The sequence below is a fragment of the Rhodococcus jostii RHA1 genome, from assembly GCF_000014565.1.
Taxonomy (GTDB): domain Bacteria; phylum Actinomycetota; class Actinomycetes; order Mycobacteriales; family Mycobacteriaceae; genus Rhodococcus_F; species Rhodococcus_F jostii_A.
This window is the reverse complement of record NC_008268.1, coordinates 7726115-7751723: the sequence shown is the minus strand read 5'-3', so window position 1 is coordinate 7751723 and position 25609 is coordinate 7726115. Positions and strand designations below refer to the sequence as shown.

At 70.5% G+C, this 25609-nt stretch carries 22 protein-coding genes and 2 pseudogenes; 15 read left to right on the top strand and 9 right to left on the bottom strand.

All coding sequences use genetic code 11. From position 1 onward, the window contains the following. Nucleotides 1-241 precede the first annotated feature (241 nt). From RHA1_RS35340 to RHA1_RS35325, 4 genes are all read left to right on the top strand, one after another. Entirely contained in the window at nt 242-1612 is a 1371-nt protein-coding gene (locus RHA1_RS35340) for a hemolysin family protein (RefSeq protein ID WP_011598916.1), read from the top strand. Beyond that, nucleotides 1605-2693, top strand: coding sequence for a hemolysin family protein (locus RHA1_RS35335; RefSeq protein WP_011598915.1), 1089 nt, complete (start codon nt 1605-1607; stop codon nt 2691-2693). The genes RHA1_RS35340 and RHA1_RS35335 overlap by 8 nt, the downstream gene beginning before the upstream one ends. Nucleotides 2694-2697: 4 nt before the next feature. Next, on the top strand, nt 2698-3558 hold the full coding sequence (locus tag RHA1_RS35330) for a hypothetical protein (RefSeq protein ID WP_011598914.1): 861 nt from the start codon (nt 2698-2700) through the stop codon (nt 3556-3558). A 100-nt stretch (nt 3559-3658) separates the two neighbouring features. Further along, nucleotides 3659-4966: a CoA transferase gene (locus RHA1_RS35325; RefSeq protein WP_011598913.1), complete on the top strand. Its 1308-nt coding sequence runs from the start codon at nt 3659-3661 to the stop codon at nt 4964-4966. On the opposite strand, the gene RHA1_RS35320 is transcribed toward RHA1_RS35325, so the two are convergent. Beyond that, the gene (locus RHA1_RS35320) at nt 4950-5579 is read right to left on the bottom strand and encodes a maleylpyruvate isomerase family mycothiol-dependent enzyme (protein ID WP_011598912.1); all 630 of its coding nucleotides are present in this window, start codon (nt 5577-5579) and stop codon (nt 4950-4952) included. The genes RHA1_RS35325 and RHA1_RS35320 overlap by 17 nt on opposite strands. Nucleotides 5580-5669: 90 nt before the next feature. Between RHA1_RS35320 and RHA1_RS35315 the strand changes: the two genes are divergently transcribed. Together RHA1_RS35315 and RHA1_RS35310 are read left to right on the top strand one after the other, a co-directional pair. After that, a complete protein-coding gene (locus RHA1_RS35315) occupies nt 5670-6137 on the top strand; it encodes an OsmC family protein (RefSeq protein WP_029537779.1) in 468 nt (155 codons plus the stop codon). Further along, a complete protein-coding gene (locus RHA1_RS35310; RefSeq protein ID WP_009480500.1) occupies nt 6134-7171 on the top strand; it encodes a nucleoside hydrolase in 1038 nt (345 codons plus the stop codon). Before RHA1_RS35315 ends, RHA1_RS35310 begins: the two co-directional genes overlap by 4 nt. Here RHA1_RS35310 and meaB read toward each other — a convergent pair. The 3 genes from meaB to mutA are packed head-to-tail and all read right to left on the bottom strand — an operon-like array spanning nt 7160 to nt 12370. Then, nucleotides 7160-8164, bottom strand: a complete 1005-nt coding sequence (gene meaB / locus RHA1_RS35305; RefSeq protein WP_011598910.1) for a methylmalonyl Co-A mutase-associated GTPase MeaB — start codon at nt 8162-8164, stop codon at nt 7160-7162. The genes RHA1_RS35310 and meaB overlap by 12 nt on opposite strands. Before the next feature lies 1 nt (nt 8165). Further along, nucleotides 8166-10457 carry a methylmalonyl-CoA mutase gene (gene scpA, locus RHA1_RS35300; RefSeq protein WP_011598909.1) on the bottom strand — a complete coding sequence of 764 codons (2292 nt, stop codon included), beginning with the start codon at nt 10455-10457 and terminating at the stop codon, nt 8166-8168. Then, nucleotides 10454-12370 carry a methylmalonyl-CoA mutase small subunit gene (mutA, locus tag RHA1_RS35295; RefSeq protein ID WP_011598908.1) on the bottom strand — a complete coding sequence of 639 codons (1917 nt, stop codon included), beginning with the start codon at nt 12368-12370 and terminating at the stop codon, nt 10454-10456. Before mutA ends, scpA begins: the two co-directional genes overlap by 4 nt. A gap of 117 nt (nt 12371-12487) precedes the next feature. On the opposite strand from mutA, the gene RHA1_RS35290 reads away from it, so the two are divergent. The 5 genes from RHA1_RS35290 to RHA1_RS52295 all read left to right on the top strand — a co-directional run bounded on the left by RHA1_RS35290 (nt 12488) and on the right by RHA1_RS52295 (nt 15804). Then, nucleotides 12488-13309, top strand: coding sequence for a PaaI family thioesterase (locus RHA1_RS35290; RefSeq protein WP_011598907.1), 822 nt, complete (start codon nt 12488-12490; stop codon nt 13307-13309). Between the two features lie 49 nt (nt 13310-13358). After that, nucleotides 13359-14069, top strand: a complete 711-nt coding sequence (locus tag RHA1_RS35285; protein WP_272942771.1) for a TVP38/TMEM64 family protein — start codon at nt 13359-13361, stop codon at nt 14067-14069. Nucleotides 14070-14128: 59 nt separating this feature from the next. Continuing rightward, entirely contained in the window at nt 14129-14710 is a 582-nt protein-coding gene (locus tag RHA1_RS35280) for a hypothetical protein (RefSeq protein ID WP_011598905.1), read from the top strand. After that, on the top strand, nt 14707-15234 hold the full coding sequence (locus RHA1_RS35275; RefSeq protein ID WP_009480493.1) for a hypothetical protein: 528 nt from the start codon (nt 14707-14709) through the stop codon (nt 15232-15234). Before RHA1_RS35280 ends, RHA1_RS35275 begins: the two co-directional genes overlap by 4 nt. A gap of 318 nt (nt 15235-15552) precedes the next feature. After that, nucleotides 15553-15804, top strand: coding sequence for an acyl carrier protein (locus RHA1_RS52295; RefSeq protein WP_011598904.1), 252 nt, complete (start codon nt 15553-15555; stop codon nt 15802-15804). Between the two features lie 268 nt (nt 15805-16072). On the opposite strand, the gene RHA1_RS35265 is transcribed toward RHA1_RS52295, so the two are convergent. After that, nucleotides 16073-17689, bottom strand: a complete 1617-nt coding sequence (locus RHA1_RS35265) for a hypothetical protein (protein WP_011598903.1) — start codon at nt 17687-17689, stop codon at nt 16073-16075. A gap of 162 nt (nt 17690-17851) precedes the next feature. Here RHA1_RS35265 and RHA1_RS35260 point away from each other — a divergent pair. Beyond that, nucleotides 17852-18051, top strand: a pseudogene (locus RHA1_RS35260) (aminotransferase class I/II-fold pyridoxal phosphate-dependent enzyme); the annotation flags it as partial. Nucleotides 18052-18073: 22 nt separating this feature from the next. Here RHA1_RS35260 and RHA1_RS35255 read toward each other — a convergent pair. Beyond that, nucleotides 18074-19876, bottom strand: a complete 1803-nt coding sequence (locus tag RHA1_RS35255) for a zinc ribbon domain-containing protein (protein ID WP_016880348.1) — start codon at nt 19874-19876, stop codon at nt 18074-18076. A 538-nt stretch (nt 19877-20414) separates the two neighbouring features. Here RHA1_RS35255 and RHA1_RS35250 point away from each other — a divergent pair. The 3 genes and pseudogenes from RHA1_RS35250 (at nt 20415) to RHA1_RS53725 (ending at nt 23094) form a co-directional block, all read left to right on the top strand. Next, nucleotides 20415-21382: pseudogene (locus tag RHA1_RS35250) on the top strand (IS110 family transposase). Nucleotides 21383-21644: 262 nt separating this feature from the next. Then, nucleotides 21645-22352 carry an aminotransferase class I/II-fold pyridoxal phosphate-dependent enzyme gene (locus RHA1_RS35245; protein WP_411755684.1) on the top strand — a complete coding sequence of 236 codons (708 nt, stop codon included), beginning with the start codon at nt 21645-21647 and terminating at the stop codon, nt 22350-22352. Between the two features lie 4 nt (nt 22353-22356). Then, on the top strand, nt 22357-23094 hold the full coding sequence (locus RHA1_RS53725) for a thioesterase II family protein (RefSeq protein WP_011598897.1): 738 nt from the start codon (nt 22357-22359) through the stop codon (nt 23092-23094). Here the strand turns inward: RHA1_RS53725 and RHA1_RS35240 are convergent. The 3 genes from RHA1_RS35240 to RHA1_RS35230 are packed head-to-tail and all read right to left on the bottom strand — an operon-like array spanning nt 23075 to nt 25557. Further along, a complete protein-coding gene (locus RHA1_RS35240) occupies nt 23075-24277 on the bottom strand; it encodes an SPFH domain-containing protein (RefSeq protein WP_009480482.1) in 1203 nt (400 codons plus the stop codon). The genes RHA1_RS53725 and RHA1_RS35240 overlap by 20 nt on opposite strands. After that, nucleotides 24278-24709: an NfeD family protein gene (locus RHA1_RS35235; RefSeq protein ID WP_005241863.1), complete on the bottom strand. Its 432-nt coding sequence runs from the start codon at nt 24707-24709 to the stop codon at nt 24278-24280. Nucleotides 24710-24717: 8 nt separating this feature from the next. Further along, a complete protein-coding gene (locus RHA1_RS35230) occupies nt 24718-25557 on the bottom strand; it encodes a DUF3097 domain-containing protein (RefSeq protein ID WP_011598895.1) in 840 nt (279 codons plus the stop codon). Between the last annotated feature and the right edge of the window lie 52 nt (nt 25558-25609).

The following is a 25609-nucleotide window of genomic DNA, read 5'->3' as shown; positions in this document are numbered from 1 at the left end:
GGGTCGCTCAACCACACCATTCTCGGCGCCGGACCCGTCCGGGCCGTCGAGGCCGAACGAGAGGACTCCGGTGCCCGCGGCACCCACACACGAAGCAAGCGCCCCACCCGCCGTCTCCGGGAGTGCCGTCGCCTCCTGCTCCGTGGAACCGGACTCCGATTCCGCCGGTTCGGAGGGCTCCTCTAGCGAGCCGGGAGACAAACCCGGCGACCCCCGTTCCTCAGCTCGGCGGCGATGACACATGGACATCGCGCTCAGCATTCTCGCCCTCCTCGGCTTTCTCGCCCTGACCGCAGGTACCGCGTTGTTCGTGGCGGCCGAGTTCTCCCTCACCGCCCTCGAACGCAGCACCGTCGACTCGCACGCCCGCGACGGTGACCGCCGGGCCCGGCAGGTGCAGCACGCCCACCGCACCCTGTCCTTCCAGCTGTCCGGGGCGCAGCTCGGCATCACCATCACCACGCTGATCACCGGCTACCTGTCCGAGCCGGTCCTCGCACGGTTCATCACCCCGGTGCTGTCCGCGATCGGGTTCAGTGAATCCGCTGCCGCGGCAACGTCGTTGGTGATCGCCCTCGTCCTCGCGACCTCGTTCTCGATGGTGTTCGGCGAACTCGTGCCGAAGAACCTCGCCATCGCCCACCCCCTGCCCACCGCACGCGCGACGGCCGGCATGCAGGCGGCGTTCTCGCTCATCTTCAAGTGGGCCATCAACGGGCTCAACGGAACCGCGAACTGGCTGGTGCGACGCCTCGGCATCGAACCGGCCGAGGAACTGCGGTCGGCGCGGTCCCCGCAGGAGCTGGGGTCGCTCGTGCGGACGTCCGCGCAGCGCGGCGCCATCGACAAGGGCACGGCGCTGCTGGTGAACCGCTCGCTGCGGTTCGGGGAACGCACCGCGGAGGAACTGATGACCCCCCGCGTGAAGATCGTGACCCTGTCCACCACGGACACGGTCGCCGACCTCATCGACACCGCCTCCCGCACCGGGTTCTCCCGCTTCCCCGTCGTCGAAAGCGACCTGGACGACGCCGTCGGCGTCGTCCACATCAAGCACGCGTTCGCGGTGCCCGCCCACCGCCGGCGCACCGCCCGCCTCAACTCGCTCGCCCAGAAGGTCCCGGTGGTGCCCTCCAGCCTGGACGGTGACGCCCTGATGGAGCGGATCCGGTCCGACGGCATGCAGGTCGCGTTCGTCGTCGACGAATACGGCGGCACCGCCGGGATGGTCACCATGGAGGACCTGATCGAGGAGATCGTCGGCGACGTCCGCGACGAGCACGACGAATCCGAGATCGACGTCCAGCGGGTCGGGGACGGCTGGTCCTGCTCCGGGCTCCTCCGCGTCGACGAGGTCTCCGACACCACCGGCTATACCGCACCCGAGGGTGAGTACGAAACCCTCGGCGGACTCGTCCTCACCGAGCTCGGGCGGATACCCGACGAGGGCGACGAGGTGGAACTGCCACTGCCCGAGGGCGCACACGACCCCGGCGGCCGATGGGTCGCCACCGTGACCCACATGGACGGCCGGCGCATCGACCGGGTGCTGCTCACCCCCAAGCCCGACGAGACCGGCGACACCGACAGCGAGGAGGACGACGATGAGTAACCTCTTCGGTGTGCTGCTGACCTTCGTGCTGCTGGGAGGCAACGCTTTCTTCGTCGGCGCCGAGTTCGCGCTGATCTCGGCCCGCCGCGACCGGCTCGAGGCCCTCGAGTCGCAGGGCAAGAAACGCGCCCGCACCGTGATCACGGCGGGCGAGAACCTGTCGCTGATGCTGGCGGCCGCGCAGCTCGGCATCACCATCTGCTCGATCCTGCTCGGCAAGGTCGCCGAACCGGCGATCGCGCATCTCCTCGAGGTGCCGCTCCACGCGGTCGGCCTGCCCGCCGGGCTGCTGCACCCGGTGGCGTTCACCATCTCGCTGGCGCTGATCGTGGTGCTGCACATCCTGCTCGGTGAAATGGTGCCGAAGAACATCGCGCTCGCGGGCCCGGAGCGGACGGCGATGCTGCTGGTCCCGGTGCACCTGCTGTTCATCAAGCTGGCCCGCCCGCTGATCTCCTTCTACAACCTGTGCGCCAACCTGACGCTGCGGTTGCTGCGGGTGGAACCGAAGGACGAACTCGACGTCACCGTGTCGGCGGTCGAGCTGTCCGAGATGATCGGCGAATCCCGATCCGAGGGACTGATCGACGCGGAAGAACACCGCCGGCTCACCCAGGCGCTGGAGACCACCGACCGCACGGTCAGCGAGGTGATGATCCCCCTCGACAAGGCCCGGACCATCCCCCTGTCGGACGGCGGCACCCGGCTCGGCGCCATCGAGCAGGCCGTCGTCGAGACCGGGTACTCCCGGTACCCGGTGCGCGCCGACGACGGCTCACTGGTCGGGTACCTGCACCTCAAGGACGTGCTCGACGACATCCTCGACGAGGAGGCCGGACCCGACACCGTCATCCCGCGGTCGGACATCCGTCCGCTGCCGCGCATGTCGACCACCACCCCCCTCGCGGAGGCCCTGGCCAGTCTGCGGCGTGCCAGCTCCCACCTGGGGGCGGCGGCGGACGCGTCCGGGCAGATCGTCGGCATCGTCGCCCTCGAGGACCTCGTCGAGGAATACGTGGGCACCGTCCGCGACGGCACCCACCGCGTCAACGGCGTCAATCCGGGACAGCGAACGAGCTGATCGGATGGACGTTCTGGACGCGTCGGAGTGGATCCCTCGCCGCGACCGGCACCGGGCGAGGGTGTCCGCGCTGATCGGACCGCACCTGCAGCGCCGGGAACGCGGCGAGACCCACCCGGTGATCGACTTCCTCTTCACCTATTACAGCTACCGGCCGAATCAGCTGCTGCGCTGGCACCCCGGGTGGGGAACGGTCCTCGCCGACGGGCAGGAGTACGCCGAACTCCGCGGGTATCACCGCACCGACCGCGGGGTCACCGTCGACCCCGAATTCCTGCAGCGCCGCTCGGACACGGTCGCCTTCACCGCACGACTGATGGAGGCGACCGCCGGGCGTCCCACCCACCTGTCCTGCTTCGGCCTGCACGAGTGGGCGATGGTCTACCGCTCCGAGGAGGTGCGGCACGGCAGCGTCCCGCTGCGGCTCGGGCCGGGCGGCACCGACTCCGTGGTGGAGTCGCTGAACCTGCGGTGCACCCACTACGACGCGTTTCGGTTCTTCACCCCGGCCGCCGAACCGCGGAACAGTGAGCCGTTGACCCGCGAAGACCAGCTCGGGCGGGAACAGCCCGGGTGCCTGCACGCGTCCATGGATCTGTACAAGTTCTGCTACAAGCTGGCGCCGATGATCGACTCGGACCTGACCGTCGACTGCTTCGAGCTGGCGCTCGCCGCACGGGAACTCGACATGCGGGCCAGCCCGTACGACCTCACCGCCTACGGGTACACCCCGATCCCGATCGAGACCCCGCACGGCCGCGCCGAGTACGTCCGGGAGCAGTCGGCGCTGGCCGACCGCGCCGCACCGCTTCGTGCCGCAGTGCGCGACCGGTGCAACCGGTTGCTCGCTACCGTGAGCCCATGACTCTCCCGGGTTATGACCGCTACCGTTCCGAGATCGTCACGCAGACCGAACTGCCGGCCGCCACCATCGACGGCGCGGATATGACAGTGCAGGTGCCCGGATGATCCCCACCGTGATCGACTACGGCGACCCCGGCAACTACCTGGCGGCCCGCCTCCCCGTGCTCACGTTGGCGGCCGGTTCGGTGGCCGCGCTCACCGGCGCCGTCGACCGGTACGACAGCGCGCACGGCCGCGACCCCCGGTCGTGGCGGCTCGATCCCGAGCGGATCGCCGCCTCGTTCGCGAGCGACCGGCTGCTGCGGGTGTCAGGGGCCCCGGTGTCCGGTTTCGCGGAGCTGTCGGGGTTCTTCGCGGCGTCGGACGGCTGGGTGCGGACCCACGCCAACTACCCGCATCACCGCACGAGACTGCTGGCGGCACTCGCCCTCTCGGACGACGCAGGCCGCGACGCGGTGGCCGCCCGGATCGGGCGCCTGACCGCCGCCGACGTCGAGGACCGTGCCGCCGCGGCGCAGGCCATCGCTGTGCGCGTGCGGACCGCGGCGGAGTGGGCGGCGAGCGCGCAGGGGGCGGCCGCCGCGTCCGGCGACCTCGTCTCCACCGTCGTGCACGCCGAGAGCTCCCGTCCCCGGACACGGCACCGCTCCCACCGGGTGCCCGGCTCGGGGCCGTTGGCGGGGGTGAAGGTCCTCGACCTGACCCGGGTGATCGCCGGCCCCGTCGCCACCCGCACGCTGGCGCTGCTCGGCGCCGACGTGCTGCGGATCGATCCGCCGTCGATCCCCGAGATCGTCGTGCAGCACCTCGACACCGGGCAGGGCAAGCGGACCGCGCTGCTCGATGTGCGGTCCGCGGACGGCAGGCTGGTGTGGGGCAGCCTGCTCGCCGAGGCCGATGTGGTCGTCACCGGGTACCGTCCGGGCGCACTGGACGGGCTGCTCGACGACGCCCCCGGCCATCTGGTGCGGGGACGGGTGTGCGCGTGGGGTGGCTCCGGACCGTGGGCGCGCCGCCGCGGCTTCGACAGCATCGTCCAGGCGGCGTCGGGGATCGCGACGATCGAGGGCGGCGACACCCCGGGTGCGCTGCCCGCGCAGGCACTCGATCACGCCACCGGTTATCTGCTCGCCGCCGGCATCGTCGACGCCGTCGCCGCGGGGCACGTCGACGGACGCGGCCGCTCCGTCGACGTGTCACTCGCCCGCACCGGCGCGTGGCTGCTGACCGCGGACGGCCGATCCGAGGATCCGCCGCCGCCCGCCATGCCCGGGCCCCGCTGCCTCACCGCGCACGGCGACCTGGTGACCGCCCGTCCCGCCCTGGCCGAATTCGACGACTACCCGTTCCCGGCCCGGCCCTGGGGCGGCGACGCCCCCTCCTGGCCCGGGCTCAGCCCGTCGCTGTGAACCGTGCGCTCGGATCCCCGCTCAGATGTCCCGGCGGCAACCGGCGACCGCACAGCACGAGGAGCAGGTCCTGGGCGGAACCGCGCAGCGGCGCACCCGCACCGAAGGTCCAGGGGTGATCGTCCGCGGTCAGCTGCACTCCCGTCAGGTCGGTGCCGAAGTACTTGACGTGCTTCGGGCCGACGCCGCCGAGCACCCGGTCGAGGCGGTCGTCAGGGACCCGCCTGCCCAGGCCGAGCGCCACCGACACGTCCAGACCGTGGATCACGTCGTGGGACAGTGCCCCCTCGAAGCCGCCGCCCGGCGGCTTCCACGGGTGCGCGACGTTCTCCTCCAGCGTGTGCAGCAGCGCGTCGGCGGTCACGGTCCGTGCGTCCTCGCGGGCCTGCGCGTCCGACATCCGGTTGAAGTTGCCGCGCGCCTTCACCATCTTCAGCAGGATCCGCGGCGTCGACAGGCGGTACGGCATGGTGATGTGCGCGATCACCTCCCGGCTGCGCCACCCCGCGCACAGCGACGGCGCGTCCCATTGCTCCGGCGTCAGTCCCGCCAGCATCGACGCCAGGTCGCGCCGCTCCCCAGCGACCCAGTCCGGTGCCGTGTCCCGTGCCATGTCCGTCTCCTCCGGTCGCCGTGTCGTGCCCTACGGAGGCAGACCGTGCCCGCCGGCGAAACTCATCGCGCGGCCGTGAAGAATGGTCGGGTGAGCACACACGACTACACGCTGACGGTCACCTGGACCGGCAACCGCGGCGCGGGAACGGCGGGCCCGGACGCCTACGACCGCGACCACGTGATCGCGGCGGCCGGGAAACCCGATCTGCCGGGCAGCGCGGACCCGTCGTTCCGCGGCGACGCCACCCGCTGGAATCCGGAGGAACTGCTCGTCGCGTCGCTGTCGCAGTGCCACATGCTGTGGTACCTGGGGCTGGCCGCCGCGGCCGGTGTGGTCGTCGTCGACTACCGGGACGACCCGACGGGCACGATGGTCGAACACCCGGACGGGGCGGGCGAGTTCACCGAGGTCGTGCTGGCGCCGGTCGTGACCGTCGCCGACGGGTCGATGGTCGCGCGCGCCGAACAGCTGCACACCCGCGCACACGAGAAGTGTTTCATCGCCCGGTCGGTCAACTTCCCGGTCCGGCACCGTCCGGCGGTGCGCGTCGCATGAGCGCCCCCGCACACCGGCTGATCGTGGACGTCGACACCGGCATCGACGACTCCCTCGCCCTGCTGTACCTGCTGGCCAGTCCGGAGGCCGAGATCGTCGGCATCGCCAGCACCGCGGGCAACGTGCCCGTCGAGCAGGTCGCGGCGAACAACCTGAACTGGCTCGCCCTGTGCGGCGCACCCGACATCGAGGTGGCGCTCGGCGCCCGGGTGCCGCTGGACTGCCCGCTGCGCACCACCGAGGACACGCACGGACCCCAGGGCATCGGGTACGCCGTCCTCCCCCCGTCCGGGCGGTCGCTGTCGGAGCGGGACGCCACCACCCTGTGGGTCGATCTGGTTCGCGCCCACCCCGGCGAGCTGACCGGGCTGGTGACGGGACCGCTGACGAATCTGGCCCTCGCGATCCGCGAGGAACCGGAGCTGCCCCGGTTGCTGCGGCGCCTGGTCGTGATGGGCGGGGCGTTCAACCACCCCGGCAACACCACCCCCACCAGCGAGTGGAACGTGTCGGTGGACCCGGAGGCGGCCAAGGAGGTGTTCGACGCGTTCTCCGGGCTGCCGGCGGGCAGGCGCCCGATCCTGTGCGGACTGGACGTCACCGAGACGATCGAGATGACACCGGACCACGTCCGGCGGCTGGCGGAGGCGGCGGGCAGCACACCGGCCGAGATCATCTCCCCCGACGACGGGCCGCAGGTGCGCTCGACCGCGTCCAACCCGGTGATCCGGCACCTGTCCGACGCCATCCGCTTCTACATGGACTTCCACCGCACCCACGACCAGGGTTTCCTGGCGCACATGCACGATCCGTTCGCGGCGGCGGTGGCGTTGAACCCGGCGATCACGAGGACCCGTCCGGCCACCGTCGACGTCGAACTGCACGGCCGGCTCACCCGGGGCACCACGGTCGCCGACTGGGTGGGGCACTGGAACCGGGAACCCAACGTCGACATCGCGGTGCGCACCGACCCGGCCGCGTTCTTCGACGATCTCGTCGACCGGGTCGGGCGCTTCGCGAAATCAGTCGGCTGACGCGTCGGTGCCGTCGAACGCGTCGAGGATCTCGGCGGCGGCCAGCGCCGCCGTCAGCGAACCGTCCCGCACCCGCTGCTCGACCTCGCCGCGGATCGCCTTGACCCGGGTGTTGGACGCGAGCCGGCGCAGCAGCTGATCGTGGACCATCGTCCACGTCCAGTCCACCTGCTGGCGGCGCCGGTTCTCCTCGAACTGCCCGGCCGCGGTGAGCACCTCACGGTGCCGGCAGACGGTGTCCCAGAAGTCCTCGAGACCGACGCCCTCGAGGCCGCTCATCGTGATCACCGGCGGCGTCCAGACGGCGTCGTGCGGGTAGATCAGCCGCAGTGCACCCGCGAGTTCCCGGGCGGCGCCCTTCGCCTCCCGCTCGTGCTTGCCGTCCGCCTTGTTGACGGCGACGAGGTCGGCGAGTTCGAGGACGCCCTTCTTGATGCCCTGCAACTGGTCGCCGGTGCGGGCCAGGGTGAGGAAGCAGAAGCAGTCCACCATGTTCGCGACCGTCACCTCGGACTGCCCGACGCCCACGGTCTCGACGAGGATCACGTCGAATCCGGCGGCCTCGAGCAGCACGATCGTCTCGCGGGTCGCCTTTGCGACCCCGCCGAGCGTGCCCGACGTCGGTGACGGCCGGATGTAGGCGTCCTTCTCGACGGTCAGCCGCGCCATCCGCGTCTTGTCGCCGAGGATCGACCCGCCGGTGCGCGTCGACGACGGGTCGACGGCCAGGACCGCGACCCGGTGCCCCTGCCCGATCAGGTGCATCCCGAGCGCGTCGATGAACGTGGACTTCCCGACGCCGGGCACACCGGTGATACCCACCCGGTGCGCCTTCCCAGATTCCGGCAGCAGCTCGAGCAGCAGCCGCTGCGCCGCCTCACGGTGGTCGGTCCGGGTGGACTCGACCAGGGTGATGGCCTTCGCCAGGCCGGCGCGCTGATTGTTGTGCACGGCCTGGGCGAGGGCATCGATGTCGACTGGAGGGCGCCCCATGCTATTCCGGGGTGCCCGTCAGGTCGTGGCCGAGCTGCGCGGCCAGCTTCTCGAGCAGACCGCTGGCGGCGTCCGCGATGACCGTCCCGGGCGGGAAGATCGCGGCGGCACCCGCCTCGTACAGTTCGGCGAAGTCGCCGGGCGGGATGACGCCGCCGACGACGATCATGATGTCGGGACGTCCCACCGCCGCGAGGGCTTCCCGGAGCGCAGGCACCAGCGTGAGGTGACCTGCGGCCAACGACGACACACCGACCACGTGGACGTCGTTGTCGGCCGCCTGGTTGGCGACCTCTTCCGGGGTCTGGAACAGCGGTCCCACGTCCACGTCGAATCCGATGTCCGCGAAGGCCGTGGCGATCACCTTCTGGCCGCGGTCGTGGCCGTCCTGCCCCATCTTGGCGATGAGGACACGGGGACGCCGGCCCTCCTCCTCCGCGAACTTCTCGACGAGTTCCGTTGCCTTGCTGATATTCTCGACCTTTCCGGCCTCGTCCCGGTACACCCCGCTGATGGTCCGGATCTCGGCCTGGTGGCGCCCGTACACCTTCTCGAGCGCCTCGGAGATCTCCCCGACGGTGGCCTTCGCGCGGGCCGCGTCGATCGCCAGGGCCAGCAGGTTGTTCTCCATCGAGACATGACCCGTCGCTTCGCTCGCCCCGGCCTCGGTGGTGGCCGCGGCGCGGCTCAGCTCGGCGAGCGCCGCCTCGACGGCGTCCGAATCGCGGTCGGCGCGCAGCCGGTCCAGCTTCTCGAGCTGCTCCTTGCGGACCCGCGAGTTCTCGACCTTGAGGACCTCGATCTCGTCGGCCTCGTCCGGCACGTATTTGTTGACGCCGACCAGCGGCTGCCTGCCGGAGTCGATGCGGGCCTGCGTGCGGGCCGCGGCCTCCTCGATGCGCAGCTTCGGGATGCCCTCGCTGATCGCCTGCGCCATGCCGCCGGCCTCTTCGACCTCGGCGATGTGCGCGCGCGCCCGGTTGGCCAGCTGGTGGGTGAGCCACTCGACGTAATGCGATCCGCCCCAGGGGTCGATGGGACGGACGGTCCCCGACTCCTGCTGCAGCAGCAGCTGGGTGTTGCGGGCGATGCGGGCGGAGAAGTCCGTCGGCAGGGCCAGCGCCTCGTCGAGCGCGTTGGTATGCAGCGACTGGGTATGCCCCTGCGTCGCCGCCATCGCCTCGACGCACGTGCGGGCCACGTTGTTGTATACGTCCTGCGCGGTCAACGACCAACCCGACGTCTGCGAGTGGGTGCGCAGCGACAACGATTTCGCGGACTTCGGCTCGAACTTCGCGACCAGTTCACTCCACAGCAGGCGACCCGCCCGCAGCTTCGCGACCTCCATGAAAAAGTTCATGCCGATCGCCCAGAAGAACGACAACCGGGGCGCGAACTTGTCGATCTCCATGCCGGCGTCGAGGCCGGCGCGGATGTACTCCACACCGTCCGCGAGGGTGTACGCCAGCTCCAGGTCGGCGGTGGCCCCGGCCTCCTGGATGTGGTACCCGGAGATGGAGATCGAGTTGAACTTCGGCATCTTCGCGCTGGTGTACGCGAAGATGTCGGAGATGATCCGCATCGACGGCTTCGGCGGATAGATGTAGGTGTTGCGGACCATGAACTCCTTCAGAATGTCGTTCTGAATGGTTCCGGCCAGCTGCTCCGGGGCGACACCCTGCTCCTCGGCGGCCACGACGTACAGCGCGAGGATCGGCAGCACCGCACCGTTCATGGTCATCGACACACTGACGCGGTCGAGCGGGATGTGGTCGAACAGCTGACGCATGTCCAGGATCGAGTCGATCGCCACCCCGGCCATGCCCACGTCGCCCTGCACCCGCGGATGGTCGGAGTCGTAGCCGCGGTGCGTCGCCAGGTCGAACGCCACCGACAGACCCTTCTGTCCGGCCGCGAGGTTGCGGCGGTAGAAGGCGTTGGATTCGGCGGCGGTGGAGAAGCCCGCGTACTGCCGGATCGTCCACGGCTGGTTCACGTACATGGTGGGGTACGGGCCGCGCACGAACGGTGCGGCGCCCGGGAAACTGCCCACCGGGTAGCCCTCGGCCTCGGCGGCGTCGCGGTCGGCCTTGGTGAACACCGGTTTGACGTCGATGCCCTCGGGGGTGGACCACACCACCTGTTCCGGGCTGTAGTGGTTCGCGGCCGCGGCGGCCGCGATCAGCTCCTCCGTCTGCTCCGGCGTCGGGGCGGACGGCTGCGGAAACTGCGGATCCTCCAGTGGCACGTCGGCGAAGCTGCCGATCGCGTGCTTGACCTCGCGAGTAGTCACTTCTTGCTCCCTGTGTCGCCCGAGGAGTCGCTCGAGCTCTCGATGGTGTCGAGCAGGCCGGACAGGACCGAGACTGCGTCGATACGGGCGGTGACGAATCCGTCGGGCCGGGCGGAGCCGTCGGCGTCGGCGACGACCTTCTCCGGGCCGGCGAGCAGCACGGTGCCGACACCGGCCGCGCGCAGTTCCTCCACCGCGGCGGTGGCCTCGGCGGCGTACCGCTTGTCGGTACCGCAGATCACCGCGATACCGGCGCCGGAGTCCTTCGCGGCGGCGGCGATGCTGCCGTCTCCGACTGCGAGCGGGCCGGGGTTGCGGGCCTCGATGCCGCCCGACGCCAGCAGGTTCGCGGCGAACGTGGTCCGCACGTTGTGCTCGGCGACGGGGCCGAGCGGGGCCAGGAACACGGCGGGTCGCGCACCGTGCGCCGCCAGGTAGGCGTCGGAGCGGTCCCGCAGCGCCTCGAACGCGGCGGCGTACCGGGCGACGCTGCCGGTCTCGGCGGCGCCCGCGGGCAGCGGTGCCTCCGCGAGGTTCGGGAACTCGTTGACGCCGGTGACGGTGGTCTTGCGGTGCGCGATGTCCGAATCACGTTGGGCGCGGGTAGCGGCGATGCGTTCGGAGATCAGGCCGGCGTCGAGCGCGGCGAGGTAGCCGCCGGCCGCCTCGATCTGCTGGAAGAACTCCCACGCCTTGGCCGCCACCTGCTGGGTGAGGTCCTCGACGTACCACGATCCGGAGGCCGGATCGAGCACCCGGCCGAGATGCGACTCCTCGAGCAGCAGCAGCTGGGTGTTGCGGGCGATGCGGGCGGCGAAGGTCTTCGACACTCCCAGCGCCCCGGCGGGCAGTGCGGCGTCGAACGGCAGCACCGTGACGGCGTCCGCGCCGCCGACACCGGCTCCGAACGCGGCGAGCGTCGTGCGGAGCATGTTCACCCACGGATCGCGTTGCGCCATCATCGCGGCCGAGGTGACCGCGTGCTGGGGGGCGCCGCCGAAGTCGGACGCGCCGCACACCTGGGCGATCCGCGCCCACACCAGCCGCGCCGCCCGGAACTTGGCGATGGTCTGGAACTGGTCGTCGGTGGCCGAGAACCGGAAGCCGAGCTGCCCGAGCGCCTGCCCGATGGTCAGGCCGCTCTCGGTGAGCGCCCGCAGGTATTCGAGGCCCGCCGCGATCGCCGCGCCGAGTTCCTCGGCGTCGGACGCGCCGGCGTTGTGAAATGCGGTGCCGTCCACGGTGATTGCCCGCACACTCTCCGCGCGCGACGCGGCCTCGGCCGCGAGGGCCACCGCGTCGCCGAGTGCCACGTCGGCGGTACCGGAGAACGCGCTCGTGAGCGGGGCGGTCCCGAGGCCGACGCGGACCGCGGTGCGGTCGGTGACCCCGTCACCCGCGGCGGCACGCGCGTCGAGCAGCGCGAACAGTGCCCGCGCCGCGAGCGGTGCGTCCGTTCCGGCGTCGAGGGTGAGCGGTGCCAGGTCGAGGAGGACCCCGTCGAGCGCCGTCTCCAGCGACCGGACCGGAAGGTCGGCGCCGCCGACGGCGAGCCACAGCGCGCTGACACCGTTCTCCAGGGAGTCGAGGACGGCGCGGTTGACGTCCGCCGCCTCCGCGCCCTCGCCGAAGCGGGCGCTGACCAGCCAGCCCGCGTTCACGTCCCGGGTGGCGTCCGCGCCGCGCACGTAGGGGAAGGTGCCGGGCAGGGGCTGCTCCGGACGCTCGTCGCGCGGGCTGTACAGCGGCGCGACGGTGACACCGTCGTAGGTGACGGTCTCGAGGAGCTTCTGGGGTTCCGGACCGAGTTCCGCGGCGTCGATCCGACGCGACTTCGCGAGGACTCCGGCCACGGAGTGCTGCCAGTCGGCGTACGCCCGCGCAGCTTCCTCGGCTTCTGAAGCTAATGACACGGTGTCGGCTTCCTCTCCCTGATGAGCGATCGATCAATACATTGTGTGACTGTGATGCTAGCCGCAGTTCGGCGCCCCCTATCGTGAGGATCACCACACGATGAATAACCTCAGGTCATGCGCATTGCGCACGAACCGGTGGTCACCGATCGCACCGCCACGCAGCGGTTGTTCGGCCTCGGCGCGCCGACCCGGGACGTCGACGACCGCGGCGAACCACTCAATCGTATGAGCATGGACATCGGTGCGCTCGCCTCGAATACCGCCCGCACCCCCTACGGCGGCGTCCTCGCCGTGCTGCTCGACGATCTCCTCGGATTCACCGTGTGGGACCGGCGCGGAGCACGCGACGGCCTGGTCACGGCCGAATTGTCGGTGGACGTCCTCACACCCCGGCGGTGGCAGGGCCCGACGCTGCGGGCGGAGAGCCGGCTCCTCGCACTCACCGCCGACGGCGGCACGTCGACCGCCCGCGTCCACGACTCGGCGGGCACCCTCATCGCCACCGGCACCCTGTGGGGCAACTTCGTGGACCTGCCGGCGCCGGCGGCGGCCGGGTCGGCCCTGCCCGACTTCCCGGAACCGGGGGCCGCGCCGCTCGACTGGATCGGCGGGCGGATCGAGGACGGACCCGGCACCCGGGTCGTGGTGCCGGCCAACCCGCTGGTCGCGAACAAGCTCGGGTTCATGCACGGCGGCGTCCAGGCATGCGCGGTGGACCTCGCGGCGCGCGCGGCCCTGAGCCGGGGCGGCGCGGACATGGACACGGCCTCCGCGCGGATCAACTACTTCCGCCCGGTTCCCCTCGACCGCGACACGACGTTCACCGCGGACGTGGTCAGGGCGGGCCGCTCGGTGGCGGTGGCCCGGGTGGCCGGGACGTCCGGCGGGCAGGTCTGCGTCGAGGCGACCGTGACGGGGCGCCGCCGCCCGTCCTGACCGCCGCTCGCGGCGCCCCGCACCGGTCACCCGGGTAGCCTGGTGCCCTGTGAAGAGACGCCTCGGGGACCGCAGGGTGATCGGCGTCGCAGTACTGGCAGTCGCGCTGGTCGTCGTGGCGCTGCTGGCCCCGCACCCGTCCGTGCTGCAGGTGCGGGAATGGGCGCGATCCGTCGGGCCGGCCTTTCCGCTCGTCTTCGTCGCCGTGCACGCGGTGATGACGGTGTTCCCGTTCCCCCGCACGGTGTTCACGCTGAGTGCCGGTCTGCTGTTCGGTGCGTGGCTGGGCATCGCGATCGCGGTGCTGGCGTCGACGGTCAGTGCCGTACTCGCCCTCTACCTGGTGCGCGCCGTCGGCCGGGACGTGGTGTGGCAGCGCATCTCCAACCCGACGATCCGCCGGGTGGACGAGCGGATCGCCCGGCGCGGCTGGCTCGCCGTCGGTTCGCTGCGCCTGATCGCGTTCGTCCCGTTCTCCGTGGTGAACTACTGCGCCGGGGTGTCCTCGATCCGGTTGGTCCCGTACGTGCTGGCCACGGTGGTCGGTGTGCTGCCGGGAACCGTCGGCATCGTCGTTCTCGGCGACGCCCTCACCGGGGAGACGAAGCCGGGACTTCTCGTGCTGTCCGCGGTGTGCATCGTCGCCGGAATCGCCGGGCTGGTGGTGGACTCCCGGCGGCCGCTGGACGGTTCCGGCGACGCGATGCCGGACGTGGCCGTGGACCGCCCCGCCGAGGACGAGTCAATAGCGCAGCCTTGAACCAAGTAAGTCAAGCTTTGAGTCTTGACATCGTGGTATCCAGTTTCTAACCTTGACCCATGTTCGTGTTGACGGTCGACCAGCGCGGAAGCCGCCGCGACGTCGACCGCGTCGCCCAACTCCTCACCGAATTCGCGCACCGCGACCTCGTCCGCCCGTTCCAGCGGACCGCCGGCGACGAGGTCCAGGCCGTGGTCGCGGACCCGGCCACCGTCGTCGACCTCGCCCTCGACCTCGTCGGACGCGAACACTGGAGCATCGGCATCGGCGCCGGCCCCGTCGAGGAACCCCTCCCCGCCGAGACCCGGGCCGGGCGCGGCCCCGCGTTCGAGTCCGCACGGGTCGCCGTCGACCGCGCCAAGAACGCCCCCGGCCGGGTGGCCGTCGAAGGCTCCGACCCCGACGGCGCCGCCGACGCCGACACCGCCCTCACCCTCGTCGCGATCCTCGTCGCGCGCCGCACCGAGGAGGGCCGCGAGGCCGTCGAACAAATGCGGCACGGCTCCACCCAGACCGAGGCGGCCCGCGCGCTGGGCATCAGCAAGCAGGCGGTCTCCCAACGACTCTCCACCGCCGGCTGGCACGTCGAGAGCGCCGGACGACGACTGGCCGAACGACTCCTACGCAAGGCGGACACGTGACGACCCTCGCACTCATCGCCCTCGGCGTCGCCGCCGTCGCCCCGCTGGTGCTCGCGGCGCCGCGCAGCCCCCGCTGGATGTCGCAGTGGGCGGCGCCGATCGTGGTCGCGCTCGCCCTGGCCGTCGCCGCGCTCGCCGCGTCCGCCACCACCCCGGTCACGGGCTTCGCGCTCGCCGCGACCCTCGTCCTGTGTGTCGCGGCCGCCGCCACCGGCGGGGCGCCCCTCGTGCTGGCCGCGTTCCGGATCGCGCGCCGCCAGCCCGACGCCGGTTCCGACCCGCGGCCGGACGCCGGGCCGCTGCGCGGCGGACGGATCATCGGACTCCTCGAGCGTGCCGCCGTCGCGGTGGCGATCCTCGCGGCCTGGCCGGAGGGCATCGCCGTCGTCCTGGCGGTCAAGGGACTGGCCCGCTACCCAGAACTGCGCGAACCGCACGCGTCGGAACAGTTCATCATCGGCACGTTCACCAGCGTGCTCTGGGCGATCGCGGTGTGCGGAACGGGACGCGCCCTCATCACGTAGTCGCCCCCGGGCGACATCCACGAGCCGGGTGCCCGAGTCCGCCGACGGCTCAGCGGATACGAGTTCGCGACCACCGCTCGCTTCTGGACACCCGACGAGGCACCCGCGGCCGCGCCGACCCCGCACCCGCCCACGCGACGCCCGACGCCCGACCCGGAGACACCACCAGGGAACAACCGATCGCGCTCTTCCGGGAACAGGCCGCCGTCCTCGCTGCTGCCGCCAACGGCGTTCCCGGAGTAGCCCTCCCCGTGCCGGCGGCGACGCCGGACGCCGGGCCGGGTCCCCGCTACACCGGTCGGCGACGTCGCGACGAGGGTGCGCGCGGAAGTCGCCCGGGTCAGCGGATTCCCGGCAGCGGCGCTGAAGGCGATACATACGCTCGTCGGCGACCTCGGATTCAACTCGATCATGATCACCGACCTGTTCGGCGGGGTGAGCCGCGCATTCCCCGGTCTCGTCGTCGAACCGCAGTGGTTCTCCCCTAGCCGCACCCTCGGCGATGTCATCGCGCACGTGACCTCGCACCACGCACCCGTGTCCCCACGGCCGGAACCGTCGGTTTCGTAGGAACCGGAGGCCCTACGCACCGCGGTCGCACCCGAGTTCCGCATCGCGGGGTTCCCGGAGGTTCAGGCGCTCGCCGCACGGCTGAACACGGCCGAGGGGCTCGGGTCAGCAACCCGTACTTCCTCGTCAACGACGGCGCCACGCGAGACACGTCGATGATCTGGGGCGCGGAGGTCGTCAACTTCTCCAGCTAGGTAGCTAAAGATGGCGTAGCCGGATTTTGGGGTCAAGTTTGTGGTGTTCGGGTCACGTTCGACGGCTTGGTGTTTCAGGCTGCGAGTTGCGCTGTGCCGGTGAGGGTATCGACAGCGTTGCGATACGTGGTAGCAGCCGATCGCAGGCGACCGGGAGTGGTTGTCGGCGTGGCGAGTTCGGCCAGGCCGGTGCGCAGGACCCGATCGTGGACACAGGTGAGGAACTTCGCGGTGTCGAGTCCGTGGTTGGTGACCTGATACCGGTGGGTGCCCTCGATCCGGACGATGAGGTTGCGGGTTTTCAGCCGGCGCAGGTCGTAGGTCATCTGCCCAGTAGACACCGTGTCCGGGTCGAGTCCGCGCAGCTCGCCGGTGAGGGTGCGCAAGTCCTTGTTGGTGAAGCCGTTCGGGTGCAGCCGGAAGACCAGCAGCGCGGAGAGCAGGGCGTGGCTGCGCTGGTCGGCGAACCGCAAGCCCGGGACGCGGGTGCCGGTGGCGGTGGTGAGGGGGCCGGTGATGGCGGCGAGGGCGTCGGCGCCGGTGATCGGGTCGTGGCTGAGTCGCCCGGCGCGCAGCAGGCGTCGGTTGGCGTGAAAGCCGATCTCCCGCAGGGCGGGCAGATGTGTCAGTCGTTTCCCGAGGTGGAAATCGCGGGTGTCGTTGATGGTGGTCTCGGTACGCAGGGCGCGTCCCTGTTTGTGGTACTGCTTGATGGTGGTGTGCTTGTAGTCGACGTGCAGGCTGGGGATGACGCCTTCGGTGATCACCCGGGTGCGGAATCGTCCCGGGGTGGCACGCGGCCCCCGGCGCATCAACCGCCGGTCGAACACCAGCGTGACCTGATCGGGGCGACCGAGATCGAGGTTGTCGCGGATGACCTGCTCGAAGAACACCCGCCCCGAGACCGGGGCGTCGAGCATCTGGGTCAGGGAGAACTCGGCCTGGAGGATCGACAGGTCGTAGCGGTAGCCGACGTCCCGATCGGCGTCGGTGAACGGATCCGGCAGAATCGCCAGCCACTTGCGGAGCAGGGCATCGATCCGGGGACCGGTCAGCCGATCGCAGATCGCCTGCAGCGCGTCGGGGTCGTCGACGGCGGCGAAGGCGTTGTCGAGCGCGGTGAACCCGAGCCCGGCCCTCGCCGCCTGACGTTGGGCCCAATGGTGGCCGTTGATACAGAGTTTGGCGTTGTAGGGGAAGTACGAGCAGAACTTGAGGAAGAAAGGTCCGAAGTCCGCGTCGACGCAGTAGAAGTAGTAATGGTTGACCATGCCGGTGGTTTTGACGATCCACGGGTAGCTGTTGCCGTCCGCGTCGCGGCGTTTCTCGGTGCGGAACAACGGGGTCTTCTCCTGCGCCCGTCCGATGAACACCACTCCCTCGGCCGCGGTGAAGTGCTGCAGGTGCTCGTGCATGACGTCGTCCTTGCGCTGACCCTTGACGAAGTCGACCCACGGGATGTGTCGGGTGTCGGCGAAACGGTGCACCGCCGCCGAGAAGCGGTCGGTGATCCTCGCCAACGGGGCGGTCGAGGCGACCGGCAACCCGAGTTGTCGGTGCACGTAGGCGACGAGACCCGGGGCGTATTGCAGCCCGGGAACGTAGACGTTGAGGTACATCCGGTCGATGCATTCGACCTCGAAGAGCGTGTGCGTGGTCAGCACATCGGCGACGCTGCGCGGTATGGTCATGATGAGCTCCGGACGATCGGGCGGCCGGTAGGCCAACCAACCGCTACGACGGTTCATACACCCGATCGACAACGTCGACCAGGGTCATCACCCGACTGGCCGGGGCCCCTGACTGCAGCCCGCCCCCACATGCCTCGTCGGGCTGGGGCGCAGCCCCGGTAGAACTACCTCGGCATGTCCGGGCACCCCGCCGTCGTGTCGGCGGTGCAGGACGCGGTCGCCCGCGACGGCAGTTCCCGCTCGGCCAGTCGGCTGCTGTCCGGGGAGAATCCGGTACACCGCGAACTCAAAGCCGAATTGGCCGGCCTGCTCGGCACCGAGGACGGATCGCCCTCGTGAGCGGACACGCCACCAACGTCACTGCCTGGTCATCCACGACAGCGTCTACGTAGATCTCATGTCCTTTGCCACTGGTGTGGCGGGCGTTAGAGATGGACGTGTGTCACGGCTACCCGCATCACCGTGCGGCGGTGCGGGTTCGACCGTGTCCCACACCGACGCTTGTGATGCAGGAACATACTGTTTCGGATTCACCCCCAACCGCCGTGGTGCGGTGGGCAGGCTGCGGCGGACCCGGCGATGCCGTGGCCGACTCGGGGTGGGACCGTGTTTGTCTCGCGATGGCCGCACCGGCGCGTGCTTGGCCACCCGGACCGCGGGTAACTGCCCACGCCGACGGGTGACCTTGCCTTTTCCGAGCAGTGCGCGTTTGGCCAGGTTCACCCCGGCGACGTGGTCGCGGTTGCCGCCGACCCGGCAGCGAGGGCACCACGCGGTGTGGTAGCCGCCGGGGCGTGCAAGTGGTTCGTCGCAGCCCGGACACTGTGCGGACGATCCCCGGGCGGGCACCGAGACCACCGTGATGCCGGCACCGGCGGCGGTGTGGGCGAGGGCGGCGACGGCTTGTCGGCGGGCGGACTGCGCGGCCCGGTTGTTGTTGACCCGGCCGTGCCCGCGGGTCTCGAGGGTGGTGAGATCCTCGACCGCGATCAGCTGCGCCTGGGCGGTGGCGGCGTAGTCGGTGACCTGGCGGGCGAAGTGGAACGCGAGTTCCCGGTTGATTTTCCCCCGCTTGATACCCACCGCTTTGCGGTGGGCGTCGAGGACGGCGATCTTCTCCTCCAGCTGGGCGCGGACCTCGGGCGGGGCGGTGGCGGCCAGTTGCGTCAACCGGGCCGCCTTGGCGTGCAGCAGCTGCCCCTCGGCCTGTAGGCGGGCCAGTTTGATCCCGAGGCCGCGGTCGTCGTAGGTGAAGCCCCGGTAGTCCGACACCAGCCCGTCCGGGTTGTCGGCGGTCAGGGCGGCGGCACCGAGAGTGGACGGGGACCAGTCGACCCCGACCGCGACGGTGGCCGAGTCCAGGTCGTCGGCAGGGACGGGTTCGGTCGCCGCGCACCGCCACAGCAGGCCCCGGCGGTCGAGGACCAGGGTCGGCAGATGCCAGTCGATGACAGCTCTGCCGTGCAGGTGCGCGGGGATGGCGGCGGTCAGCCGCACCCGCCGCCACTGCGCCCGCCCCGACGGGGCCGGGCTGGTGGGCAGCTTTACCGTCAACACCAGGTCACGGTCTGTGACGGCGATCTGTGCGAGCTGTCGATCGGCGGCCGACAGCCAGGCCATCGCGCTCGTCTGCGGCAGTCCCTGGACGTCGCTAATCCGCAACCGGCCGGCCGGTGCCCCACCGCCGCGGGCGCGGGCGGCGAGCTGACGTCGCACGCCGCGGAGGAAGCCCGCCGACACATGGTCGCCCGGCTCGGTCGGCCACGCCACAGCTCCGGTGGCCGGGTCGAATCGGTGAGAGAGCGCCGTGATCGCGGTGTCCCGGTGCGTCAGTGTCCGCAGGGTGGCCATCACCTGAGCGGTAACCACCCGCGTGACCCGTGACGGCACATAGACCCCGTCCGGGTAGGTCGGGTTCCAGCCGAGGCGGGCCGCGGCGACATGACCCTGTGCGGGCAGTCTGCGGTCCTGGCGGTCCCGACCGGCGGCGAGCACATCGAACGTTGCCGGCTTCCACAGCCGCGATACCAACTCGGCACCCGCCGCCGCGATCAGGTCCAGCAGCCACCCCACCCGGATGTCGACGTCGTCGAGGCCGATCGGCTCACCGGTCACGGCGTCGACCGCCACATGGGCGCGGGTGGTGAACGCGAACTGCCGCGGCACGGTCGATCCCGGCCCGGTCATGCCGGGCCCAATTCATGAGCGGCGAGCACCGTCGCAGTCCGAGACGACTCGCGATCGCCCGCCATGCTCACCGTCCCGGCGACTCCCACGACGCGGCAGGTTTGTGCAGGAGTGGTGCGTGGATCGGCGAGTGGATCCGTCGGCGCGGCGGCGCCGCCCCACAGCCGGTGGTGATTCCGTGTCGACCGCAGCGCAGAGAACCGACCGGACAACGATGCCGGCACCGCCCTGACGTCATCCATCAACCCTCCCACCAGCACATGTGGCACCCCTTGTCTCGCAGGACCTCGACTGTAACGCCGACCTCCGACATTTAGCCTCGGAGGGAGTCCGCAGGCGGGCCGAACGTCCGACCGGGACACCTGGTGATCCCTGGCTTTCTGAGTGGTCGTCTGCGGGCTCGGTGTCTGGTCGAACGGTGTCCTTGTTCGGGATCTTGGAGCCGGCCGGTAGGCGTGGACTCCTGCTTAGAGAATGTCTGGGCCGTGGCCGCGATGGTCAGTCACCTGGTGAACAGGGATGTGGACCGACAGGAGTAATGACGATGGCATTGACGTTGGGGATCGACGTGGCTGTCCGGGCGGAGCATCAGGCAACGCTCGCCCGTGATGGTGCCACGGTATGGCGTGGCCGGAAGTTCTGGAACGGTTGTGGGCGGACTTGGACCTGCCCGATCCGGCAGAGCTGACCGTGGTGGTCGAGCCGACCCGGAACGCGTGGATCGTGTTGGCGGAGTGGTTCCGTCGCCACGGTGCACGCGTGGTGATGGTCCCGACCACCCAGTCGGCCGACCTGCGTAAGTACTACTCCAAGCACACCAAGAACGACCGGATCGACTCCGAATTGCTCGCCCGGCTGCCCTTGCTAGACTTCGCCGAGCTCGCTGAGGACATCGCCCACGAAGCCGAACAGGCACTGTTCCTGACCCGTCAGATCAAGCAGATCGACGAGCGAGTCGCGAACCTCTACGCCGACGCCGACCCGGCCGGCATCGTTGCCTCTGCTCCCGGCGTGGGGGCGGTGATCAGCGCGGTCATCGCTCTGGTTCCCAAGGTCAGCCAGTCCGGGGTGAGCAAGGTCGAGTCCTCGATCACCAAGGCCGGGGATCCGCTGTTGCGTGAGATGCTGTGCACCGCTGCCGACCAGGCCCGCAGGGTCGATACCCAGTTCGCGGCGAAGTACCAGCGGTTGATGGTCGGCGACCGGCACCACGAGTCCGCGATCTGTCATCTGGCCACCCATCTGGTCACCCGGATCGCCGCCTGTATGCGTGCCGGCCAGCCGTACGCCTTGCGGGACGTCGACGGCACGCCGATCACCGAGGCCGAGGGCCGGGCGATCGTCACGGCGCGCTACAAGATCGACCCGCGGCGGCGCGACAACGTCCGATACCAGCGGATGCGTGAGCGCCGCAAGCACGTGGCGGGCCAGGAGTCCCAGGAGTCGCGATGCGCTCCAACAGCCCAGCCCGCCAAGACCAAGCCTACGAGCCGCCAGGTGGCCTGACCTCCGTCAGGAACTCAAGCACCGCCCGAACCACGCCACCGGCGAACCGGCCCTCGGGCGCGCCGTCGAGCATCCGGCTCAACCCCGCCTGCTGCCCCGCGGACTCGAACCGCGATCCGTGCATACCTCGATACACCTCACCAGAAGTGCTGTCCCGCAACATCTTTTTGGATTGACCAGCGACGCCCCCCGCTCCGGCGTCGCTCCCACACACTCCCATCCGGGCCTGCCCAGATAAGAATCGAGCTCCGCACGGTCACAGATTCGGTCACCCGGATCTGTGCGCCGAGAAGGCCACCGGCCCTCCCATGCCGCCTTGCACAGCCCAACCACCGACATCCCCGACCTGCCCGCGATGATCGCGGTGAAGAAGAAGCATCGGGCGCTGATGATGATCGACGAGGCGCACAGTATCGGGGTGCTCGGCGCCACCGGCGGGGGCATCGGCGAGCACTTCGACGTCGACCGCGACGACGTGGAGCTGTGGTCCGGCACGATGTCGAAGGCCCTGGCCGGCTGCGGCGGCTACGTGGCGGGCAGCGCCGAGCTCATCCGCTTCCTGAAGTACACGACGCCCGGCTTCGTCTACAGAGTCGGGATCACGCCGATGAATGCCGCGGCGTCCCTGGCCGCGATCCGGCAGATGCGCGCCGAACCGGAGGCCCTGGACCGGTTGCGCCGCAACTCCCGGCTCTTCCTGCAGCTCGCCACGGACGCCGGAATCGACACCGGGGACTCGGAGGACACCCCGGTCATCCCGTGCATCGTCGGGGATTCACTCCGCACCCTCGCCCTGTCCAACGCCCTGCTCCGGCGCGGCATCAACGTGAACCCCATCCTCTACCCGGCCGTGCCGGAAGACCTCGCGCGGCTGCGCTTCTTCGTCACCTCGTGCCACACCGAGGACCAGATCCGGTCCACGGTGGCAGCTCTCGCCGACGAACTCGCCACGCTCGTCGCGGCCGCGTAGCGCCGTGCCCGGCACCCTCCGGCTGTTCTGCTTCCCCCACGCCGGCGGCGGACCCTCGACGTACCGGCACTGGCACCGCGCCCTGAGCCCGCACGTGTCGGTATGGCCTGTTGCCGTGCCAGGCCGGGAGAGCCGTGCCGGCGAAGCCGGGTTCACCGGCGTCGAGTCCCTCGTCACCGCACTCGAGTCCGAGCTCGCCGAACCACTCACGCAGCCGCACGTCTTCTTCGGGCACAGCATGGGGGCGCTCATCGCGTACCGGCTCGCGTGCCGCCGGCGCGCGGCCGGGCACCCGCTCCCGCGGGCGCTGCTACTGTCCGCGTACTCGGCGCCGCACCTGCCCTCGCCGCTGCCGCCGGTCGACGACCTGGGACGACCCGGCCCTGATCGAGTTGCTGCGCGCCACGGGCGGGCTGCCCGCCGACCTCCCGGCCCGGCCGGCGTGGCGGGACCGCTGCCTCCCCGCACTGCGGGACGATCTCCGCCTCTGCACCGGGTACCGCGATCCCGCAGACCCGCCGCTTCCCTGTCCGATGCACGTGCTCGAAGCGAACGCCGATCCGCTGGTCGGCGAGCGGGATCTGCACGCCTGGGATCGGCACACCACCGAGCTGCGCGAGGTGCGCATCATGACGGGCGATCACTTCTACCTCGAGCACACACCCGAACAGCTCTTCGGAGTACTCCGGCCGTTGCTGGCCGCTACGCCGCGTCGGAGTCGGTCAGTGACCCGGCGGCGTGACGGGCGGCGGCAGCTGCCCGGGCGCGCCACCCGGATCCAGCGGCGGATGCTCGTCGGCGCCACCGGACTTCGCGAGCGGTCCCGGCCCGTCGACTGGACGACGTGCCTCGACCTCGGCGGCGCGGACGGCCTGCGCGATGGCCGGGTCGGACTTGGTCTCGAACCAGTCGGCGACCTCCTCCGAATCGTCCTCGGGCTTGGGCAGATCCTCCTCCGTGGTGGACGGCTCGTACCGGAACACCCCGTCCTGCCCCTGCGCGCCGAGGGTCTTCGCGAAACCCTTGAGGGCGTCACCGAAGTCGCTGGGCACCAGCCACACCTTGTTCGCGTCGCCCTGCGCCATCTGCGGCAGCGTCTGCAGATACTGGTAGGCGAGGAGCTCGGGGGTGGGCTTGCCGGATTTGATTGCGGCGAACACCTTTTCGATCGCCTTCGCCTGCCCCTGCGCCTGCAGGTACTTCGCGGCCCGGTCACCCTGCGCCCGCAGGATGCGGGACTGCCGCTCACCCTCGGCCGTGAGGATCGACGCCTGCTTCGCGCCCTCCGCGGCGAGGATGCGGGACTGCTTGTCGCCCTCCGCCGTCTTGATCGCCGACTCCCGGTGACCCTCGGCGGTGAGGATGGTGGCCCGCTTCTCGCGGTCCGCCTTCATCTGCTTCTCCATCGACTCCTGGATGGACGGCGGCGGATCGATGCTCTTGAGTTCGACCCGGGCGACGCGCAGGCCCCACCGGCCGGTGGCCTCGTCCAGCACGCCGCGCAACTGCCCGTTGATGGAGTCACGCGAGGTGAGCGTCTCCTCCAGCGTCATGCCCCCGACGACGTTGCGAAGCGTGGTGGTGGTCAACTGCTCGACGCCGACGATGTAGTTGCTGATCTCGTACACCGCGGCCTGCGGGTTGGTGACCTGGAAGTACACGACGGTGTCGATGTTCAGTGTCAGGTTGTCCTGGGTGATCACCGGCTGCGGCGGGAACGACACCACCCGTTCCCGCAGATCCACCTTGGCCCGGATGCGGTCCGCGAAGGGGATCAGGAACGTCAACTGGCCCGACACGGTCCGCGCGTACCGGCCGAGTCGCTCGATCACCGCGGCCTCGGCCTGCGGCACCAGCGCCACCGATTTGGCCACCACCAGGGCGACGAACAACACGAGCACGATCAACACGATGAGCGCTGCCATCTACGGTCCCCTCCACACGACGGCGGTCGCGCCGTCAATTTGCATTACCGTCACGGTCGTTCCCGGTGGATACACTTCCGTGCTGTCGAGCGGGCGGGCCGTCCAGACGTCGCCGCCGAGCTTGATCTGCCCCGCGTGTTCGGCGACCTCCTCGAGCACCAGGGCCTGCTTGCCGGTCAGCGCCTCGATCCCGGTCGGGGTCGGCGGCGGGGTCTCGAACTTACGCAACAACACCGGCCGCACCCCGAGGATCAGGGCGAGGGACAGCACCCCGAAGATCACCGCGTCGACCCAGACCGGGAAGTCGGTGATCGCGGTGACCCCGGCCGTGGCCAGCGCACCGCCCGCCAGCATGAGGAGGAAGAAATCCCCCGTCAACGCTTCCGCGGCGGCGAGCAGCACCCCCGCTACCAGCCAAATCAATGCAGCCACAACACCATCTAACCAGAATCTCCGGAACCGACGGTGACGAAGTCGACCAACTGTTCGACCGCCCCGATCAGCGGCGCCTCCAGGTCCCGGAACGTGTTGACGGCCGAATAGACCCGGCGCCAGCCGTCGCGCGGTGTCCCCCACCCCAATTCGCGGCACACCCCGGTCTTCCAGTCCTCACCGCGCGGGATCTTCGGCCACGCCTCGATGCCCACCGCCGACGGGCGGACCGCCTCCCACACGTCGATGAACGGGTGCCCGGTCACGAGCACGTTCGGCCCGAGTCCCTGCGTCAGCTGCGTCTCCTTCGATCCGGTGACGAGGTGATCGACGAGGACACCGACGCGCCGTCCGGGGCCGGGCCGGAATTCGGCGAGCCGCTCCCCGAGATTGTCGAGACCCTCGAGGTGCTCGACGACGACACCCTCGACGCGCAGGTCGTGCCCCCACACCCGTTCCACGAGGGCGGCGTCGTGCACGCCCTCCACCCAGATCCGGCTCGCCAGCGCCGTCCGGGCCCGCAGCCCCGCCACCTTGGTCGATCCCGACGCCGATCGGGTGGTGGCCGGTCCGGCGGGCTTGGCCGCCGGGCGGACCAGGGTGACCGGTTTCCCGTCGATCAGGAACGCCGCCTCCCGCATCGCGAACAACCGGGTGCGGCGCGCCCCGTCCTCGAGGCGGACGAAATCGCCGTCGTAGGTGCGCTCGAACCCCACCACCGCCCCGCAGAAACCGGTGCCCGCATCCTCGACCACCAGGTCCCGCTCGGCCGGGACCGTCGGCGTCACGGGCTTGCGCGCGCGTGGGTGCCCGGAAAAGATGTCGCCGTATCTGTCGCCTCCGCTCACGGGCGCTGACGCTATGCCAGCGGCGCCATTACGCACACGCCGCCACGCCGAC

What these genes read in the sequence shown, in the direction of transcription:
- RHA1_RS35340 (WP_011598916.1), top strand. Translation starts at nt 242, where the DNA reads ATGGACATCGCGCTCAGCATTCTCGCCCTCCTCGGCTTTCTCGCCCTG.
- RHA1_RS35335 (WP_011598915.1), top strand. Translation starts at nt 1,605, where the DNA reads ATGAGTAACCTCTTCGGTGTGCTGCTGACCTTCGTGCTGCTGGGAGGC.
- RHA1_RS35330 (WP_011598914.1), top strand. Translation starts at nt 2,698, where the DNA reads ATGGACGTTCTGGACGCGTCGGAGTGGATCCCTCGCCGCGACCGGCAC.
- RHA1_RS35325 (WP_011598913.1), top strand. Translation starts at nt 3,659, where the DNA reads ATGATCCCCACCGTGATCGACTACGGCGACCCCGGCAACTACCTGGCG.
- RHA1_RS35320 (WP_011598912.1), bottom strand. Translation starts at nt 5,579, where the DNA reads ATGGCACGGGACACGGCACCGGACTGGGTCGCTGGGGAGCGGCGCGAC.
- RHA1_RS35310 (WP_009480500.1), top strand. Translation starts at nt 6,134, where the DNA reads ATGAGCGCCCCCGCACACCGGCTGATCGTGGACGTCGACACCGGCATC.
- meaB (WP_011598910.1), bottom strand. Translation starts at nt 8,164, where the DNA reads ATGGGGCGCCCTCCAGTCGACATCGATGCCCTCGCCCAGGCCGTGCAC.
- RHA1_RS35290 (WP_011598907.1), top strand. Translation starts at nt 12,488, where the DNA reads ATGCGCATTGCGCACGAACCGGTGGTCACCGATCGCACCGCCACGCAG.
- RHA1_RS35280 (WP_011598905.1), top strand. Translation starts at nt 14,129, where the DNA reads ATGTTCGTGTTGACGGTCGACCAGCGCGGAAGCCGCCGCGACGTCGAC.
- RHA1_RS35265 (WP_011598903.1), bottom strand. Translation starts at nt 17,689, where the DNA reads ATGACCATACCGCGCAGCGTCGCCGATGTGCTGACCACGCACACGCTC.
- RHA1_RS35255 (WP_016880348.1), bottom strand. Translation starts at nt 19,876, where the DNA reads ATGACCGGGCCGGGATCGACCGTGCCGCGGCAGTTCGCGTTCACCACC.
- RHA1_RS35240 (WP_009480482.1), bottom strand. Translation starts at nt 24,277, where the DNA reads ATGGCAGCGCTCATCGTGTTGATCGTGCTCGTGTTGTTCGTCGCCCTG.